The organism is Allobosea sp. (assembly GCF_017308015.1).
In the GTDB taxonomy this organism is placed as follows: domain Bacteria; phylum Pseudomonadota; class Alphaproteobacteria; order Rhizobiales; family Beijerinckiaceae; genus Allobosea.
This window is the reverse complement of record NZ_JAFKFW010000021.1, coordinates 18,330-31,779: the sequence shown is the minus strand read 5'-3', so window position 1 is coordinate 31,779 and position 13,450 is coordinate 18,330. Positions and strand designations below refer to the sequence as shown.

Annotated in this window: 12 protein-coding genes and 1 riboswitch; of the genes, 3 read left to right on the top strand and 9 right to left on the bottom strand. The window is 67.0% G+C overall.

The features are described from left to right. Nucleotides 1-57: 57 nt before the first annotated feature. Together J0I42_RS17120 and J0I42_RS17115 are read right to left on the bottom strand one after the other, a co-directional pair. Nucleotides 58-2,259 (bottom strand): esterase-like activity of phytase family protein, encoded by a 2,202-nt coding sequence (locus tag J0I42_RS17120; RefSeq protein WP_291656501.1) that lies wholly within the window; start codon nt 2,257-2,259, stop codon nt 58-60. Nucleotides 2,260-2,329: 70 nt separating this feature from the next. Beyond that, a complete protein-coding gene (locus tag J0I42_RS17115; protein WP_291656499.1) occupies nt 2,330-2,755 on the bottom strand; it encodes a hypothetical protein in 426 nt (141 codons plus the stop codon). A gap of 125 nt (nt 2,756-2,880) precedes the next feature. Here J0I42_RS17115 and J0I42_RS17110 point away from each other — a divergent pair, with 125 nt between their 5' ends. Together J0I42_RS17110 and J0I42_RS17105 are read left to right on the top strand one after the other, a co-directional pair. Next, nucleotides 2,881-3,696, top strand: coding sequence for a helix-turn-helix domain-containing protein (locus tag J0I42_RS17110; RefSeq protein WP_291656497.1), 816 nt, complete (start codon nt 2,881-2,883; stop codon nt 3,694-3,696). A 79-nt stretch (nt 3,697-3,775) separates the two neighbouring features. After that, nucleotides 3,776-3,967, top strand: coding sequence for a CsbD family protein (locus J0I42_RS17105; RefSeq protein WP_291656495.1), 192 nt, complete (start codon nt 3,776-3,778; stop codon nt 3,965-3,967). 67 nt (nt 3,968-4,034) lie between these two features. Here J0I42_RS17105 and dnaJ read toward each other — a convergent pair whose 3' ends face one another. Both dnaJ and dnaK read right to left on the bottom strand, forming a co-directional pair. After that, nucleotides 4,035-5,168: a molecular chaperone DnaJ gene (gene dnaJ, locus J0I42_RS17100; RefSeq protein ID WP_291656493.1), complete on the bottom strand. Its 1,134-nt coding sequence runs from the start codon at nt 5,166-5,168 to the stop codon at nt 4,035-4,037. A gap of 134 nt (nt 5,169-5,302) precedes the next feature. Then, on the bottom strand, nt 5,303-7,216 hold the full coding sequence (gene dnaK / locus J0I42_RS17095; RefSeq protein WP_291656491.1) for a molecular chaperone DnaK: 1,914 nt from the start codon (nt 7,214-7,216) through the stop codon (nt 5,303-5,305). A 332-nt stretch (nt 7,217-7,548) separates the two neighbouring features. Between dnaK and J0I42_RS17090 the strand changes: the two genes are divergently transcribed. Then, a complete protein-coding gene (locus J0I42_RS17090; RefSeq protein ID WP_291656489.1) occupies nt 7,549-8,406 on the top strand; it encodes a hypothetical protein in 858 nt (285 codons plus the stop codon). A gap of 147 nt (nt 8,407-8,553) precedes the next feature. Here the strand turns inward: J0I42_RS17090 and J0I42_RS17085 are convergent, their stop codons facing one another. The 5 genes from J0I42_RS17085 to J0I42_RS17065 form a co-directional block, all read right to left on the bottom strand. After that, nucleotides 8,554-9,294: a hydroxyethylthiazole kinase gene (locus J0I42_RS17085; RefSeq protein ID WP_291656487.1), complete on the bottom strand. Its 741-nt coding sequence runs from the start codon at nt 9,292-9,294 to the stop codon at nt 8,554-8,556. After that, a complete protein-coding gene (thiC, locus tag J0I42_RS17080) occupies nt 9,291-11,183 on the bottom strand; it encodes a phosphomethylpyrimidine synthase ThiC (RefSeq protein ID WP_291656485.1) in 1,893 nt (630 codons plus the stop codon). Before thiC ends, J0I42_RS17085 begins: the two co-directional genes overlap by 4 nt. A 77-nt stretch (nt 11,184-11,260) precedes the next feature. Next, nucleotides 11,261-11,365: riboswitch (TPP riboswitch) on the bottom strand. Between the two features lie 104 nt (nt 11,366-11,469). Next, entirely contained in the window at nt 11,470-11,670 is a 201-nt protein-coding gene (locus tag J0I42_RS17075) for a hypothetical protein (RefSeq protein ID WP_291656483.1), read from the bottom strand. Between the two features lie 61 nt (nt 11,671-11,731). Further along, nucleotides 11,732-12,022 (bottom strand): hypothetical protein, encoded by a 291-nt coding sequence (locus J0I42_RS17070; RefSeq protein WP_291656482.1) that lies wholly within the window; start codon nt 12,020-12,022, stop codon nt 11,732-11,734. A 112-nt stretch (nt 12,023-12,134) separates the two neighbouring features. Further along, a complete protein-coding gene (locus J0I42_RS17065) occupies nt 12,135-13,211 on the bottom strand; it encodes an OmpA family protein (RefSeq protein ID WP_291656480.1) in 1,077 nt (358 codons plus the stop codon). Nucleotides 13,212-13,450 lie beyond the last annotated feature (239 nt).

Below are 13,450 nucleotides of genomic sequence, written 5' to 3'. Positions count from 1 at the left end.
GCCAGGCGCCTTGCTCCGGATGCGGACCGCATCCGGGGCTTTTCTTTTGCGCGATGCTCAGCGCGGCAGCGGGCCGAAGGCGAAGAACTGGGTCTCGCCGGAGGAATCGTCGACGCCGTCATTATCGGTGACGACGAAGAGGTTGCCGGCCTTGTCGACCGCCATGCCCTCGACCTTGTCGAGACCGTAGCCGCCGGCCTTCATCAGGTCGGGCGTCAGGTCGCGCAGCAGGGTCTTCGTCACGGTCGGGATCTCCGCCGCTCCGATCGCGGCAGGCTTCAGACCCTTCACCGAGAAGGTCTGGAGCGTCTTCACCGCCTTGGCGCCGAAGCCGTTGTCGCGCTCGATGACAGCGAAGCGGTCGTCGCCAAGGGAGACCAGCTCCGACAGGCCCATCCAGAAGCCCGCGGCCGGCTGCGACAGCGGATAGTGCAGCACGCCCCATTCCTTGCTCGCCGGCTTGTAGGAGAGGATCTTGGCCTTGCCCTTGGGATCGTCCTTCCACTCGCGCTGGACAGCGAGCCAGACGGTCTCGTCCGCACCCGTGCCGGTCACCGCCACGCCCTCGAAGCCGAAGCGAACCGCGTGCCTGGCGAGCGCTTCCGGCAGGACGATCTCCTCCTCGACCTCGCCCTTGGCCGAGACACGCAGCAGCTTGTCGGCGAGCGGCGCATCCTTCTTCTCGGGATTGCCCTCGGAGGCCAGCCAGAAGCCGCCGCCTTCGCGGGTCGCGATGCCCTCGAGGTCGTAAGAAGCGGGCTTGCCGTCCTTGGTCACGGTGATGGCGCCCGTGATCTTCGCGGGCTTCTGGGCCGCGTCGATCTCAAGGATGCGCGAGGGCGTATAGGCGCTGTCGGTGACGGAGAAAAGCTTGTCGGGCACTGTCCGATCAGCGGCAAGGCCGGACAGTGCGCCCCAGCCGATCGGCAGGCCGTTCTCGTCGGCGGACTGGATCGTCGGATAGGCGGCCGCCTGCTCGGCGCGGCGATAGACCATCACTGCCGAACGCGCGCCGCCCTTCTCGCCGACATCGGTCTCGGAGGCCGAAACGAAGAGGTCGCGCTGCGGGATCGCGAGCAGGCCTTCCGGGCCGATGCCGGTCGGCAAGGCCTGGAGGAAGCGCGGCGCCTTGCCCGCACCCTCGTCCTTGTAGACCAGCACCAGCGAGGCACGTTCCAGCCCGACGAAGATCAGGCGGTCATTGCCATAGGTCGCGACCTCGATGCCCTCGGGCTCGCTGCCCTTCGCGGCCGAGCGCTTCTCGGGATAATGGCCCAGCCGCATGGCGATATGGTCGACATCGGAGCCGGAATCGAATTCGACCGTGCCGTCCTTGCGGAAGATCGTGAAGCCGCGCGAGCCGCCCTTCCAGTCGCCCTCGTTGGCGGTGACGAAGCGGTCATTGTCGAGCCAGCGCACCGCGTCGGGCTCGCGCGCCACGCCCTTCAGCTCCTCGGTCGGGCTGATCCTGCCGTCACGGGTCTTGTCGATGTTCTTCAGGTCGACCGAGCCGGCGGAGAAATGCGTCACGACCTTGCCGGTCTTCGAATCGACGATGACGAGGTGGTTGTTCTCCTGCAGCGTCACCACGACGAGCCCGTCCTGGTTCGCATCGACGAATTCCGGCTCGGGGTCGGTCGGCTCGACGGTGGCGAGCCCGGTCATGTCGACGACCTGGCGGGTGGCGCAGTCGATGGCGCCGTCCTTGATGCCGATCAGGGTGAGATTGCCGACGGGAAGCTGCGGCAGCGCGCCCTTGTTGAGCTTCTCGTCACGCTCGTTCTCTATGGCGATAACGATCTTGCCCTTGTCCTTGGTCAGCGTCACCGAGTCGGGCTGACCGCCGAGATCGCACTTGGCCACAACCTGCTTCGTCTTGAGGTCGACCGTGGCGAGATGGCCGGCCGGCTCCTTGAAATTGTCGCCGGAGGTGACGACTGCGACGAAGGCCTTGTCGCCGAGGATCGTGACCGAGGTGGATTCGCCTTCGAGCGGCACGAAGCCGGCCGGCCTGGGATTGGCGGGATCGGCGATATCGATGATGCCCAGCGCCTTCTGCTCCGCATCGGTATAGGCGAGCAGCGTGCCGTCGCCATTGGCGGCGATGATCTCGGAGACGGTCTTCTTGGCGGGATCGCGATCGGCCGGCAGGTTCTGCGGCACGGAGAAGGTGGCGATCCGGTTGAAAAGCGGCTCGGCCATGGCCGTGCCGCTGAGCAGGACAGCGGCGAGAGCCGCGAGGACGAGGGGCTGGCGCATGGGATCTCACCGCTGAGGGAAACAGAGACCCGTCGGCTAGTCAGCCCATGCGACAGTCAGATGACGATTTTCAGCGAAGGACCGCAGCGTCGCCGGCAGGCAGGGCCGCGCCCGAGCGCCTGAAGCCGATCACTTCGAGCTCGGTGACGATGGCGACCGCGGCCGCTTGCGCCAGGACGAAGGCAATGCCGAGCCCGGTCGGCGCGAACCAGCCCATCAGCAGGATCGCGATGCTGTCGGCGATCCAGAGCAGGTTGACGCCGATCACGGCATAGACGGCGAGACGCGGCAGAACCTTGCGGCTGGCGAACCAGCCGAGCAGAGCCGCACAAGGCAAAAGCACGAGCCCGGCGCCGCGCAGGAAATCCGCGGGCAGGCCGAGCGAGACGGCGAGCGGCCCGGCCGCGGCAGCGAGGATGAGGCCCATGCCGGCGCAGGCGGCGGCATCGAGGGCGAGAGCGGTGCGCAGCAGGGGCGAGGACTGGATGAGCGACATGTTATTCTCCCGGGTTCTGGGCCTCAGGCCCGTTGCGATGAGGGAATGCTGACGGAACCGCGTTGGCCGGTCGATTAAGCGGGAGGTAATTGGAACGACGCACCGGCGTCGCTAGCTTCTTCGCCATGAACACACATCAGCCTCCCCCGATCGGCGCGCTCCTGCGCGACTGGCGCCAGCTCCGCCGCTTCAGCCAGCTCGACCTCGCGCTCGAAGCCGAGATCTCGCAGAAGCATCTGAGCTTCATCGAAAGCGGCCGCTCGCGGCCCAGTCGCGAGATGGTGCTGCTGCTGGCCGAACATCTCGGCGTGCCCCTGCGCGAGCGCAACGCGCTGCTGCTGGCGGCGGGATATGCACCGATTTATCCGGAGCGCTCTTTGGAAGACCCTTCGCTCGATGCCGCCCGCAGCGCGATCGACCTGATCCTCAAGGGGCACGAACCTTACCCGGCCGTCGCCGTCGACCGGCACTGGACGCTGCTGGCCTATAACAACGCGGTGATGCGCCTGCTCGGCCTCGTCGCCGACGCGGAATTGCTGAAGCCGCCCGTCAATGTGCTGCGCCTGTCGCTCCATCCGCAGGGGCTTGCGCCCTTCATCGTCAATCTCGCGGAATGGCGTGCCCATCTCCTGGCGAGACTGCGCCAGCAGGTCCGGGCGACGGCAGACGCGCAACTCGGCGAATTACTGGGCGAGCTGATGGGCTATTCCCATCCCGGCGCAGGCACGCGCTACGAAGCCGAGGCGGAAGCCGCGATCGTGGTGCCCATGCAGTTGAAGCTCGGGGACGTCACGCTGTCGCTGATCTCGACGACCACCGTGTTCGGCACGCCCGTCGACGTCACCTTATCGGAACTGGCGCTGGAGACATTCTTCCCGGCCGATGCGGCGACGGGCGAAGCCTTGCGGGCGCTCGCCGCTCAGGCGGAAATCGCGCCCTGAGATCCGGAACCTTTCCGCGCAGTGCCGGTTCTTTCAGCGGAAAACGGCTGGGGGCCGCTCCTTCAGGAAAGATACCGCAATGGGCAGCACGACCGACAAGATCAAGGGCCTGGCCAACGAGGCCGCCGGTAACGTCAAGCAGGCCGCTGGCAAGGCGTTCAACAAGCCGGAATGGGAAGCCGAGGGCGCTGCTCAGGAACTGAAGGGCGAGGCCCAGCAGGCGCTCGGCAAGGGCAAGGACGCGGTCAAGAAGGCCGTCGACAAGGTCTGACACCCCCTCGGCAACAAAAAGGCCGCCCTCCGGGGCGGCCTTTTCCATGTCTGGCTTCGATGACCGGTCAGGCCGTGCCGCCGAGCCCGCCGAGGAAATCCTTGACCCTGCCGAAAAAGCCGGCCGTCTCCGGGTGGTTGGTGTGCGAACTCTCGCGCTCGAACTCCTCCAGCAATTCGCGCTGGCGCGCCGTCAGCTTCTGCGGCGTCTCGACCACAACCTGGATATAGAGGTCGCCGACATCTCGCGAGCGCAGAACGCTCATGCCCTTGGCCTTCAGGCGGAACTGCTTGCCGGTCTGGGTACCCTCGGGAATCTTCACGCGGGCCTGCTCGCCAGACAGCGTCGGCACCTCGATCTCGCCGCCGAGCGCGGCCGAGACCAGCCCGATCGGCACGCGGCAAAACAGGTCGGCGCCGTCACGCTGGAAGATCGCGTGCGGCTTGATCGACAGGAAGATGTAGAGATCGCCGGCAGGCCCGCCGCGCAGGCCGGCCTCCCCCTCGCCGGCAAGGCGGATCCGCGTGCCGTCCTCGACACCGGCGGGGATGTTCACCGAGAGCGTGCGCTCGCGCGTGACGCGGCCGGCGCCCTGGCAGTTCTTGCAGGGGTCGTCGATGACCTCGCCGCGGCCCGAGCAGGTCGGGCAGGTCCGTTCGACCGAGAAGAAGCCCTGGTTGGCACGCACGCGGCCATGGCCGCCGCAGGTCGGGCACTGGCGCGATTTCGAGCCGGGCTTGGCGCCGGTGCCCGAACAGGATTCGCAGGAGACCGAGGTCGGCACCCGGATCGACTCGTTCTTGCCGGTGAAGGCCTCTTCCAGCCCGATCTCGAGATTGTAGCGCAGGTCGGCGCCGCGCTCGCGGCCATTGGCGCCCCGCGCACCGCCGCGCCTTGCATCGCCGAAGAAGGAATCGAAGATATCCGACATGAAATCGGAGAAATCGGCATTGCCGCCGGCACCGCCGCCGCCGTTCTCGAAGGCCTGATGACCGAAGCGGTCATAGGCCGAGCGCTTCTGGCCGTCGGAGAGGACCTGATAGGCCTCGTTGATTTCCTTGAACTTGATCTCGGCTTCCTTGTCGCCGGGATTCTTGTCCGGATGATGCTGCATCGCGAGCTTGCGGAAGGAGGTCTTGAGTTCGACCTCCGTCACGGTCCGGCTGACGCCGAGAATCTCGTAGTAATCGCGCTTCGACATCGAAACGTGTGTCCCCGCAGCTTTGACGCGGCATGGCCGGGCAGCGAGCCCGGCCATCCGAAGAGCCTGCAATTCCCGGACGAGATGGCCGGGGCGAGCCCGGCCATGACGCCGCTTGCGTTACGAACGCGCGATCACGCGCTCTTCTTCTTGTCGTCCGAGACGTCCTTGAAGTCGGCGTCAATGACGTCGTCCTTCTTGGCGTCCTCGGCCGTCTCGCCCTCGGCGGCGGCACCTTCGGCCTGGCTCGCCGCATACATCGCCTCGCCCAGCTTCATCGAAGCCTGCATCAGCTCGTTGGTGCGGGCCTGGATGGCCTCGGCGTCCTCACCGGTCAGAGCGGTCTTGAGCGCCTCGACGGCGGTCTCGATCGCCGACTTGTCGGCCTCGGAGACCTTGTCGCCATAATCCTTCAGCGACTTCTCGGTCGAGTGAACGAGGCTCTCGCCCTGGTTCTTGGCCTCGACCACCTCGCGGCGCTTCTTGTCCTCTGCGGCGTTCGCCTCGGCATCCTTCACCATCTTCTGGATGTCGGCCTCGGAGAGACCGCCGGAAGCCTGGATCTTGATCTGCTGCTCCTTGTTGGTGGCCTTGTCCTTCGCCGTCACGGAGACGATGCCGTTGGCGTCGATATCGAAGGTCACCTCGATCTGCGGCATGCCGCGCGGGGCCGGCGGAATGCCCATCAGGTCGAACTGGCCGAGCAGCTTGTTGTCGGCCGCCATCTCGCGCTCGCCCTGGAAGACCCGGATCGTCACCGCGTTCTGATTGTCCTCGGCGGTGGAGAAAACCTGGCTCTTCTTGGTCGGGATCGTGGTGTTGCGGTCGATCAGGCGCGTGAAGACACCACCCAGCGTCTCGATGCCGAGCGAGAGCGGGGTCACGTCGAGCAGCAGCACGTCCTTGACGTCGCCCTGGAGGACGCCGGCCTGGACCGCGGCACCAATGGCGACGACCTCGTCGGGGTTGACGCCCTTGTGCGGCTCCTTGCCGAAGAACTGCTTCACGACCTCCTGAACCTTCGGCATGCGGGTCATGCCGCCGACGAGGACGACCTCGTCGATCTGGCCCGCCGACAGGCCGGCATCCTTGAGCGCCTTCTTGCAGGGCTCGATGGTGCGCTGGATCAGATCGTCGACCAGGCTCTCGAACTTGGCGCGCGAGAGCTTGATGGCGAGGTGCTTCGGACCCGAGGCGTCCGCCGTGATGTAAGGCAGGTTGATCTCGGTCTGGGCCGTGGTCGACAGCTCGATCTTGGCCTTTTCGGCGGCTTCCTTCAGGCGCTGGAGAGCGAGCTTGTCCTTCTTCAGGTCGATGCCCTGCTCGCGCTTGAACTCGTCCGCAAGATATTCGACGAGGCGCATGTCGAAGTCCTCGCCGCCGAGGAAGGTGTCGCCATTGGTCGACTTCACCTCGAAGACGCCGTCGCCGATCTCGAGGATCGAAACGTCGAAGGTGCCGCCGCCGAGATCATAGACCGCGATGGTGCCGGCCTGCTTCTTGTCGAGGCCATAGGCCAGCGCCGCCGCCGTCGGCTCGTTGATGATGCGCAGCACCTCGAGGCCGGCGATGCGGCCGGCATCCTTCGTCGCCTGGCGCTGGGCGTCGTTGAAATAGGCAGGAACCGTGATGACGGCCTGGGTGACCGGCTGGCCGAGATAAGCCTCCGCCGTCTCCTTCATCTTGGTCAGGGTGAAGGCCGAGATCTGCGACGGCGAATAGTCCTTGCCGTCGGCTTCGACCCAGGCGTCGCCCGAAGAGGCCTTCTTGATCTTGTAGGGAACGAGCGACAGGTCCTTCTGCGTCATCGGATCGTCGAAGGTCCGGCCGATGAGGCGCTTGATCGCGAAGAAGGTGCGCTCCGGGTTGGTGACGGCCTGGCGCTTCGCAGGCTGGCCGACAAGGCGTTCGCCGTCATCCGTGATGGCGACGATGGAGGGCGTGGTGCGCGCGCCTTCCGAATTCTCGATGACCTTGGGCGTCGTTCCTTCCATCACTGCAACGCAGCTATTGGTCGTGCCGAGGTCGATACCGATGACTTTACCCATGGATGGGATCCCTTTCGATTGAGCAGATCGCCGACCTGCGACGTTTGTGCGCCGCCTGCCGGCCCATGGACCGGATCGCCCCCGCTTCAGCGGCGAACGAAACCGGCATTCCACGTTTGACGGTGGTTAAACCGCCCCTTGGCGGCGTATATAGTGAGGGTGTTCCACCCCTTGCAAGACAGGCGAGCCGATTAAGAATCGGCGAGCGCCGCTCAAATCACCGCGGGGCGCGCTTTCCGAGCGAGTGTGACCTTCCCGTCCTTGCGTGAGCCCGCCCGCGCCTGCATGCAGAAAGGCCGTTCCGGTTTCGCTGTGCCGTCATGACAAGACCGATGCGCCTCATCCTCGCCTGGCTGACCTTCGCGGCAACCGTGACCTTGGCCCATGCGCAGCCACTGCAACTGCCCGGCGCCCAGCCGTTCAACGCGCCGGGAACCCAGCAGGCCGCCCCCTCCCAGCCCGGCGCTCCGGCCGCACCGAAGCCGCCCAGCATGCCCGCCATCAAGGTCGCCGGCGAGGACGCCATCCTCGGCAAGTCCTTGTATCGCCATGGACATCATGGCGAGGCGGTCTTCTCGAAGACCGCGACGGGTTATGGGCTCAAGCTCAATGTCGACGGCTTCGAAAGCGCCAATCTGGTCGAACCCTGTGCGGTGTCCTTCGGCGACGCAGCCCTTCCCGTCACCGCACTCGGGCGCCCGGCCGGCGTGCCGCGCTACAAGCTGGAGGCGCCGGTCTGCCCGATCGTCTTCGACGTGCTCGACGGCGCCTTCCTCGTCGTCGAGCCGGCCGAGCCCTGCATCGTGCAGGCCGCGCAATGCCGGATCGACCCGCGCGGACTGTGGGGGCCCGATGCGCGCACCGTCGCGGGCCAGGCCAAGGAAATCGAGAAGGCGCGCGGCAGCGCCGAGCGCGCCGTGCGCGAGGGCTACCGGACGCTGACCGCCAAATCCGATGCCGTCGAGCAACGCGTGATCGCCCGCGAGCAGGCCGGCTTCTCGGCCGAGCGCGAGATGATCTGCCGGGATTTCCAGCGCGAAGGCCAGTTCGGCTTTTGCGGCGCCCGCATCACGGAGGCGCGGGCCGCCTCGCTGCGCGCCCGGCTCGGGCTCAATACCGAGCCGAAGCCTGCCGCCAAGCCGAAGACGCGCCCCAAGCCCGCGCCGCTGCCGTTGACACCGACGCAGTAACGGGCAGCGCGTCGCGGCACGGGAGCGGGTGCGACGCAGACACCGGACCGCATGACGAGAGGTCGCCTTTTCCTGCGAACGACCCCGCACGCGACGCCGCACTCACCTGCTGCGGCGCGTGCGGGAGGACAATGGTGGGTGATGGCTTCAGCCCATCCGCGCTGCGAGCGCAGCCTCGTCGAGTCCGGCCAGTGCGTCGACCAGGTGCACCGCGAAGCTGCCGGGCCCAGCCGCACGCTCGGCCGCGATCTCGCCGGCGATGCCATAGGCGGTCAGCGCGGCGCCAGCGGCAATGACGGGATCGGGCTCGACCGCCCGGCAGGCCGCAACCAGCGCGCTCGATGCGCAGCCGAGGCCGGTCACCTTGCTCATCAGCTCATGGCCGTGCGTAACCGACAAGCTGCGATCCTCCGCCTCGATGCGGTCGACCGCGCCGGTGGTGACGCGCACGATGTCCCGCCTCAGCGCGAAAAGCGGTTCCAGCACCGCCATTTCCGTGGCGTTGCCGCGCACCAGCACGTCGAACAGTGCGAGCACGTCGCCGACCAGCCGCAGCCGCAAGGGCGAGAGCTCCACGAAGACCGGGTCCAGCACCAGCGGGATGCGGCGCTCCCGCGCCGTGGCGACGAGCTTCGGAATGGCGCGCTCGCCCTCGAGGCTGAGCGTGCCGAGATTAATCAGGATCGCGCCCGCTCCCGCGGCGACAGCCTCGACCTCGTCGGGATGACTTGCCATCGAGGGCACGGCGCCGACGGCAAGCAGCATGTTGGCGGTGACGTTCTGCGCCACCGTATTGGTCAGGCAATGAATGCGCGGGCAGCGCCTGGCCACCCGCGCGAGGATCGATGCGACGCTGCCCGCGTCGAGCTTTTCGCTGAAAGCGCTCATTCAGCAGCAGGTAGATAAATACTCCCGCCCTTGTCGAGAAATTCCTTCGACTTCGCCGCCATGCCTTCCGCTGCCATGGCTTCAAGGCTGGCGCGCTCGTTGTCGCTCATCGCCAGAACCTCGGCGCGCAGGTCCTGCGTGATCTTCATCGAGCAGAATTTCGGGCCGCACATCGAGCAGAAATGCGCGACCTTGTGGGCGTCCTTCGGCAGGGTCTCGTCATGGAAGGAGCGTGCCGTGTCGGGGTCGAGCGCCAGGTTGAACTGGTCCTCCCAGCGGAAATCGAAACGGGCGCGCGACAGCGCATCGTCGCGGATCTTCGCCGCCGGGTGGCCCTTGGCGAGATCGGCCGCATGGGCCGCGATCCGGTAGGTGATGACACCGGTCTTGACGTCGTCGCGGTCGGGCAGGCCGAGATGTTCCTTCGGCGTGACGTAGCAGAGCATGGCGCAGCCATACCAGCCGATCATCGCCGCCCCGATGCCCGAGGTGATGTGGTCATAGCCCGGCGCGATATCAGTCGTCAGCGGTCCGAGCGTGTAGAAGGGCGCTTCGCCGCATTCGCGGAGCTGCTTGTCCATGTTCTCCTTGATCTTGTGCATCGGCACATGGCCGGGGCCCTCGATCATCACCTGGCAGCCCTTGTCCCAGGCGATCTTGGTAAGCTCGCCCAGGGTCTCCAGCTCGGCGAACTGGGCGCGGTCGTTGGCGTCGGCGATCGAGCCCGGACGCAGGCCGTCGCCCAGCGAGAACGAGACGTCGTAGCGGCGCATGATCTCGCAGATCTCGTCGAAACGCTCGTAGAGGAAGCTCTCCTTGTGATGAGCGAGACACCAGCGCGCCATGATCGAGCCACCGCGCGAGACGATGCCCGTGACGCGATTGGCCGTCAGCGGGACGTAAGGCAGGCGCACGCCGGCATGGATGGTGAAATAGTCGACGCCCTGCTCGGCCTGTTCGATCAGCGTGTCCTTGAACACCTCCCAGTCGAGCTTGATCGGATCGCCGCCGACCTTCTCCAGCGCCTGATAGATCGGCACCGTGCCGATCGGGACCGGGGAGTTGCGCAAAATCCAGGAACGGATGTTGTGGATGTTGCGGCCGGTGGAGAGGTCCATCACCGTGTCGGCGCCCCAGCGGATCGCCCAGACCAGCTTCTCGACCTCCTCGGCAGCGCCCGACGTCACGGCCGAGTTGCCGATATTGGCGTTGATCTTGACCAGGAAATTGCGGCCGATCGCCATCGGCTCCAGTTCGGGGTGGTTGATGTTGGCCGGGATGATGGCGCGGCCGCGGGCGATCTCCTCGCGGACGAATTCGGGGGTCACGAATTCCGGCACGCTCGCGCCGAAGCTCTCGCCATCGGCGTGGCGCTCGCGCGCCCCTTCCAGCATGGCGGCGCGGCCGAGGTTCTCGCGATGGGCGACATAGATCATCTCGGGCGTGACGATGCCGGCCCTGGCAAACTCGTACTGCGTCGTGAGCTGGCCGGGCTTCGCCTGCAGGATCGGACGCTCGGCGGGGCAGGCGGGAACGAGCTGCTCGGCTGAGATATTGCCGTTATCGGCAGCGGTGACGGCGCGTCCCGCCACCTGCTCGAAGCCGCGCGCATCGAGCCAGGCGCGGCGCGGCTGGACGAGACCGGCATTGAGATCGATCTTCGCATCGGTTTCGGTGAAGGGGCCTGAAGGATCGTAGAGACGCACCGGCGGCTCGGCATCGGTCGTCAGCACGACCTCACGGAAGGGCACGCGCATGTCGGGATGCTCGGGCGCGGCGACATAGATCTTGCGAGAGCCGATGATCGGCCCGGTCGTCACGCCGGTCGGGGCTGAGAATTTGGGCGCGGTCTTGGCGCTGTTCTTCTGGGGTTCGGTATGGGCATTCATGAGGATCTCCTCCTTGGTACAGGTCAGGAGATCCGGCGTCGAAGCGGTTCAAGTGCTGTGATGCGGATGCAGGCCAGGGCCGCGCCGCGTTCCAGTCCCTCCGCCGGTATGACCCGGATCAGGTTCGATGGGTTCAGCTTCGAAAGCCGTCTCAGCCCTTGCGGGCACCCCTCGGAACGAAACGGAGGTTAGAAGCGTCGCGGCCGGGACGCAACCGGCGCAGGCAGCACAACGCCGCCGCGCAACCATGCGCGGGCGTCAGGTCTGTTGCCAGAGGATCAGGGGGTCAGACGGTAACGTCGAGATGCTGGCCCTGACCCAAGGGCAGCGCGGCCTTCTGCTCCTCGATGCTGCGCTCCAGCATCTCGACCAGGCCCTTCTCGGCATCGGCCTGCTGCTTGACCATCTCGGTCTGCAAGACATGCCGCGTGGCCTCGGCACGCATGGTGACGAAGCTCTCCGCGATCAGAAAAGGTGAGTCGCTCATGCTCTCCTCCCTCGCCGCCACGTTAGGCAGCGAATCTTACCCGAATCTGAATCCGTCGATTCTAGCGGCTGGGTGCGATGATGGAGGGCACCGGCTTGGGCATGGGCAGTTCGCGGTCCGGCTGCAGCGGGGGGCGCTCGCCGTTCTGGCCGCGCCGATCACCCTGGACCTTGCCTCGATCATCGGGTTTCGCGCGGCTGGCCTCGTCGGGGCGAGGCACGGGCGGCGCGCCCGGTATGCGCTGCTTCGTCGTCGATGACGGGGGCGGAGGCGGATTCTGGGCCTGCGCCGCTGGAGCCACGAACATCATCGCAGCGATCAGGCCCGTCAGCGCCAGGGTGAACTTTATCATGGCGTCGTCTCCCATCGGACTTTTCCTCAGCCGATGAAACAGGCGCAGGGAACGGCTGTTCCCTGCGCCTGATGAAGAGCGGGGCTGCTTCGAGAGCCGCCCCGCCGGGTCGTCACTGGTTCTGGCCGCTGAGCAGCGGGGTGATGCGCCGGAGCGTGACGCGCCGGTTTTCGCGCGAGGCTTCCTGCGTGTTCACCTTCAGATACTGCTCGCCATAGCCCTGGGTGGTCAGGTTCTCCGGCGGAATCTGGAAGTCGCGCGTCAGGATTTCCGCAACCGACTGCGCCCGGCGATCGGAGAGCGAGAGATTGTCGACATCGGTGCCGATCGCGTCGGTATGCCCTTCCACGAGGAAGACCTCGTTGGGCGAGCGCTGCAGGGCACGCTTCACCGAATCCGCGATCACCGAAAGGCGTCGCGCCTGGTCCTGCCCAACCTGCCAGGAGCCGGTATCGAAATTGATCGTGTCGATATCGACGCTGCGCATGCGGGCACGCAGGTCCGGCGAGTAGCGCACCTCGTCCAGCGTGTAGCGGCGCGGGATCGCGGCGATCGGCGGAGCGGTGATCGTCTCGTAGATCAGGTCCTCGTCGGCCCGCTCCGCATCGACGATATAGCGCTCGCGCGGAATCGGCAGCGGCGGCGGCGGCAGCACGACGACATCGTCGGCGAAGCGCCCCGGGCGATCCCGCAGCGTGTTGTCGATGATGATCACCTCGCGGTTGTCGCGGTCGATGCGGGTCCGGCGGATCAGCCGACCCTGTTCGTCCGTGACAGTGACGATCCGCGTGCCGTCGGGCCGCTCGAAGATCGTGCGGGTCTCGTCACCGCGACGCTCGGAGCGGCCTTGCCAGCCGAGATCGCGGAAACGCTGGTCCTCGTCGCGGCGGATGATGGCGCGGCCGTCATCGTCGCGGATGATGGTGCGGCCGGGCTCGCGGATGATGGTGAGATCGCCCTCGCGCTGCTCCCGCCGCTCCCGGCGGATGTCGTCGAAGCGCTGCGCCCCTTGCGTCGCCATGATGCCGCCGAGGACGCCGGCACCGAGGCCGATCGCCCCGGCGACGCCCGGCGAGATGCCGCCGCGACGGCCCTCACGCTGGGGCGGCTGGCCCGGACCACCGGCCGGCGGCTGAGCCGGAGTGGCGCCGGACTGCGGGGCCGTGCCGGGCGCCCCGCCGGATGGCATTCCGGGAGCCGGGCGGTTCGGCTGGGCCGGCGCGGCGCCTGCCGGCGCAGTCGGAGCTGCGGCGCCGGGTTGAGCGGGCACCGGTGCGCCGGGCGCTCCGGCCGGAGACGTTCCGGGAGCGGGACGCGAAGGTTGGGCGGGAGCTGTCCCTGCGGGCGGAGGCGGCGTCGGGGCAGCAGGCGCGGCGGGTTGGGGCGCCGCAGCCGGGGGACGCTGCTGTGAAGGCTGGGCCGAAGGCG

What these genes read in the sequence shown, in the direction of transcription:
- J0I42_RS17120 (WP_291656501.1), bottom strand. Translation starts at nt 2,259, where the DNA reads ATGCGCCAGCCCCTCGTCCTCGCGGCTCTCGCCGCTGTCCTGCTCAGC.
- J0I42_RS17115 (WP_291656499.1), bottom strand. Translation starts at nt 2,755, where the DNA reads ATGTCGCTCATCCAGTCCTCGCCCCTGCTGCGCACCGCTCTCGCCCTC.
- J0I42_RS17110 (WP_291656497.1), top strand. Translation starts at nt 2,881, where the DNA reads ATGAACACACATCAGCCTCCCCCGATCGGCGCGCTCCTGCGCGACTGG.
- J0I42_RS17105 (WP_291656495.1), top strand. Translation starts at nt 3,776, where the DNA reads ATGGGCAGCACGACCGACAAGATCAAGGGCCTGGCCAACGAGGCCGCC.
- dnaJ (WP_291656493.1), bottom strand. Translation starts at nt 5,168, where the DNA reads ATGTCGAAGCGCGATTACTACGAGATTCTCGGCGTCAGCCGGACCGTG.
- dnaK (WP_291656491.1), bottom strand. Translation starts at nt 7,216, where the DNA reads ATGGGTAAAGTCATCGGTATCGACCTCGGCACGACCAATAGCTGCGTT.
- J0I42_RS17090 (WP_291656489.1), top strand. Translation starts at nt 7,549, where the DNA reads ATGCGCCTCATCCTCGCCTGGCTGACCTTCGCGGCAACCGTGACCTTG.
- J0I42_RS17085 (WP_291656487.1), bottom strand. Translation starts at nt 9,294, where the DNA reads ATGAGCGCTTTCAGCGAAAAGCTCGACGCGGGCAGCGTCGCATCGATC.
- thiC (WP_291656485.1), bottom strand. Translation starts at nt 11,183, where the DNA reads ATGAATGCCCATACCGAACCCCAGAAGAACAGCGCCAAGACCGCGCCC.
- J0I42_RS17075 (WP_291656483.1), bottom strand. Translation starts at nt 11,670, where the DNA reads ATGAGCGACTCACCTTTTCTGATCGCGGAGAGCTTCGTCACCATGCGT.
- J0I42_RS17070 (WP_291656482.1), bottom strand. Translation starts at nt 12,022, where the DNA reads ATGATAAAGTTCACCCTGGCGCTGACGGGCCTGATCGCTGCGATGATG.
- J0I42_RS17065 (WP_291656480.1), bottom strand. Translation starts at nt 13,211, where the DNA reads ATGCCATCCGGCGGGGCGCCCGGCACGGCCCCGCAGTCCGGCGCCACT.